General features: G+C 39.9%; 3 protein-coding genes and 1 tRNA gene. 3 read left to right on the top strand and 1 reads right to left on the bottom strand.

Features of this window, described 5'->3' with window-relative positions:
• Positions 1 to 746: 746 nt before the first annotated feature.
• Positions 747 to 1,640 carry a carotenoid biosynthesis protein gene (locus CUU59_RS07545; protein WP_099951355.1) on the top strand — a complete coding sequence of 298 codons (894 nt, stop codon included), beginning with the start codon at positions 747 to 749 and terminating at the stop codon, positions 1,638 to 1,640.
• Between the two features lie 91 nt (positions 1,641 to 1,731).
• Here the strand turns inward: CUU59_RS07545 and CUU59_RS07540 are convergent, their stop codons facing one another.
• Positions 1,732 to 2,961 carry a serpin family protein gene (locus CUU59_RS07540; RefSeq protein WP_099951354.1) on the bottom strand — a complete coding sequence of 410 codons (1,230 nt, stop codon included), beginning with the start codon at positions 2,959 to 2,961 and terminating at the stop codon, positions 1,732 to 1,734.
• Positions 2,962 to 3,123: 162 nt separating this feature from the next.
• On the opposite strand from CUU59_RS07540, the gene CUU59_RS07535 reads away from it, so the two are divergent.
• Both CUU59_RS07535 and CUU59_RS07530 read left to right on the top strand, forming a co-directional pair.
• Positions 3,124 to 3,199: transfer RNA gene (locus CUU59_RS07535), tRNA-Thr, on the top strand.
• A gap of 69 nt (positions 3,200 to 3,268) precedes the next feature.
• On the top strand, positions 3,269 to 3,493 hold a 225-nt coding region (locus tag CUU59_RS07530; protein ID WP_245870583.1), incomplete at its 3' end, for a GTP-binding protein.

Below are 3,493 nucleotides of genomic sequence, written 5' to 3'. Positions count from 1 at the left end.
GTTTCTTTTGTTTGAGTCCATAAAGGCATCTGGTCCGTATTCGTTGTATGTTTGGATCCAACCTTGAAGGGTTGTTTTGGGTATGTTGTTAATTTTTACAAATTTTCTAAGTGATAGTTTTGAGTTTAGATATTCTTCTACTTTTTTCTTTTTGTAGTCTTTGGTGTAGTCCATGTTCTCCTCCTTTTGTGTCCAATTTTCGGGGAACAGGACACCGAAAAGTCTCGCCTCAAAAGCCAAAAATTCATTAATTTTTTCTAACAAATTTTATGTATAGAAGACAAACGAAATAAAAAAACTAAAAAATAACGCGRAGCGTTGGTAGCGRCCGATTMATTTCGGCCATATTTTTTAGTTTTCATTAAAATTTTATATAAAATGAATTTCCTGCCCACATTTCTATGTGGGCTTTTATTTACATAAAGAATCGCCCCTCACCTATAATTTTTCTCTATAGCTTTATAATCGTTATTAAATTTTATTATAACGCTTGAATTTTGGGGGAATATCGTTGTACAATTAAATTGGTTGCAGGGGGGCATCCGGTTTTAGCCGTCTTGCACTAGCAATAGTTATTGGCGACAAAGCTAATACAATTTCATTGTTAAATCTCCACGAAAAACGACCTAGGGCGGTCGTTTTTTCATTGCCCTGAAAAATTTTTGGCTTATACACTAAAGGCCATAGGTCTGTGGGGGAATTTTTGCGGCCCTTGTGCTATAATTACAATAGAAAGAGGTGGGCGGATGAATTGGATCAACGCTTTTGAAATTATTTGCTACATTATTGTTTGTATTTTTCTGGTCGATGTTTACAGAAAAAAACTGACCAAGGAATTTTACTTGTTTATTTCGGCGGCCATAGCTGGCTTTGCCCTGGAGCTTTTGGCTGTTAGATTGACGGATATCTACCATTATTCTGATTTGTATTATCTGATGGTGGGGGTCAAGCCCTATCAGTTTCCATTTTTTGGCGGCCTTATGTGGGGGGCGGTTGCTGTTTTGTCACTGAGACTAGCCGAGCGTTTTAAGCTGAATGATTTTAAGACGGCGGTCCTGGCTGGATTTTTTGTGGTGACCATGGATTTACTCTTAGATGTGGCGGCCATACGATTATCGGGCGGCTTTTGGTTTTGGGACGGCAGAGAGGTCAATCTCCTCATCAACCACCACACTTTTATGTCCGTTATCTGGGTGAATTTTTTGGGCTATATGTTTGAAACGCCCTCCCTCATTTACTATTCCAAGACCTATTGGCGGCGGGGGGAAAAGTCCCTGGTCAAAAATCTTTTGGTGGCGATCATAATTGGCCTTATGGGAGTGGTGACCGTTGGGATTTTGAGTTTTATTTCCCTGAAGCTAAACGACTTAACTGACGAATGGTTTTCCTTCTTGGCCTTTGGAGTTTTATGGCTTTATATTTTTATAAATCTTATAATCCATCTAATCAACAATCGCAAGGAGATTTCGATTGGCCTGACAGATCCGGCTCTTACGATATTTTGGCTGGCCATTTATTCTTATTGTATAATTGGTCTGGGTCATCTGGGAATTTTAAGGGCAAGGCCGCTTTACGGAATCTTAGCCTGCCTAATATTTGCTCTGACGATTTTTATTTCCCTAATTAAATTCGAAGACTAAAACAAAAAACTTGCAGGTCATCTTGCAAGTTCTTTTATATAATAGGAAAATTTTCAAGAAAAAAGCCGCGAAAATTCACGGCTTAATTTTTTTATTGGGGATTTGTAATCAGGGCCATAAAGGTTATGAGTTCGCCGTCCACGGATGGGCTGGTGATTATAATAAAGTATGGCTTGTCGCAGATGACTTCTAAGAATTTCTCGTTATCAAGTGGTGCTTCTGCCTTGTCCCCTTCCAGTATGGTTACGGCCTTGGCTTCGACTTTTTTCTCATCGATCTTGAGTTTGGCAACTTGTTTGATAGATCTGGTCCTATAGGATTCATCGCTTGGGTTTTGAACATTTTGATCCACGGCAAAGTCTTTCTTCACAAAGTCCCTGCCACTAGCCTCCATGGTTTTTAAGAGGTCGATATTAGAAGTCAAATCAATCTTTGGCGTTTTCAAAACGATATCGTAGCGGTCATCGAAGTATTTTTCATTAGTAATGGCGTCTACCATGTCCTCAATGGCCTTCTTGTAAAGGTCTTCATTTGTTATCCCGTCGACTTCCTTGGGAACCATAAAGTAGACGCGGGCCCTTTCCTTGTCGACCTTGGCTTCCTTGTAGACGGCGGTAAAATATTCAGTTTGATAGCCGATTTTTCCCATAAACTCTTGATTCATAAAGGGGACTGTGACTTCACCGTCAAGGGTCTTGAACTTGTCGTCTGCCGTTAGGTCTTTGTCAAATTCGTTTTCCCAGCCGCCGAAAAATCTGGTGGCGTTTATGATTGAAAGGTCCATACCATTATAATTGGGTTCCAAGAGGACCTCGCCCAGAACTTCTTTTTGCAAATCCATGGCCAGCTTTTTAGCCTTGTCTGGAAAGCCGACGACCTTTAAAATTCCGTCGCCATCCAAGGCCTTTATGTGAGTATCCGGTTCGCTATTAAGCAAAAATAGTGATCTGGAATCGATAAGTGAAGGCTTTAGTTCATAGGTCATGAGGTCTTTAATAGGAAAGCCGGGGAAGACTTTTTCATTTTCCATGGCCTTTGAATAACGGGCCAAGAGACTATAAACCGAGTTTGCAGAATAGGGCGAGTAAATCAAGTTTGCCCCTTGCAAAATTTCTGCATTTATGTCGCCATTCAAGATATTGGACGCCTCCATGATATCTTCAAAGCCCTTGAGGGCAGCCGCATTGTTAAAGGCTATGGTCTTGCCATCAGCCTCGCTTGCCTCGCCTTTTATTCTGCCAAAATTATCATCGCCAGCTTTCTTGCAGGCGGCGAAATTTATGCTTAGTAATATTGATATAATTAAAATAATTTTTTTCATTTTTTCCTCCTTTTGTTTGCGATTAAAACATAAAACTACTTTATTATATTATAATGCAAAACAAATGAGAAAGCAAGATTTTATTAAAAAAGTCTGCTTGTGATTTAAAAACCCCCCGAGTCTTGACAAAAGAAAATAAATAGGGTATTATATGAAATGTAAGCCCACGTAGCTCAGTCGGTAGAGTACATCCTTGGTAAGGATGAGGTCACCAGTTCAATCCTGGTCGTGGGCTCCACTTATATTTAAAGTGGCAGAACAAAGAACCCGAGTGGGTCAACAATTATTACAAAGGAGAGTTTGAAAAATGGCAAAAGAAAAATTTGAAAGAACCAAACCGCATGTCAACATCGGTACAATCGGACACGTTGACCACGGTAAAACAACAACAACAGCAGCAATCACACTTGTATTAAACAAGAGATTTGGCTCGGGTGAATTCATCGACTATGCACACATCGACAAAGCACCAGAAGAAAGAGAAAGAGGAATCACAATCTCAACCTCACACGTAGAATACGAAACCGAAAAA

This window comes from Ezakiella peruensis, from assembly GCF_900215725.1.
Taxonomy (GTDB): domain Bacteria; phylum Bacillota; class Clostridia; order Tissierellales; family Peptoniphilaceae; genus Ezakiella; species Ezakiella peruensis.
The sequence above is the reverse complement of the archived record's forward strand: the minus strand, read 5'-3'. Positions and strand labels throughout refer to the sequence as shown.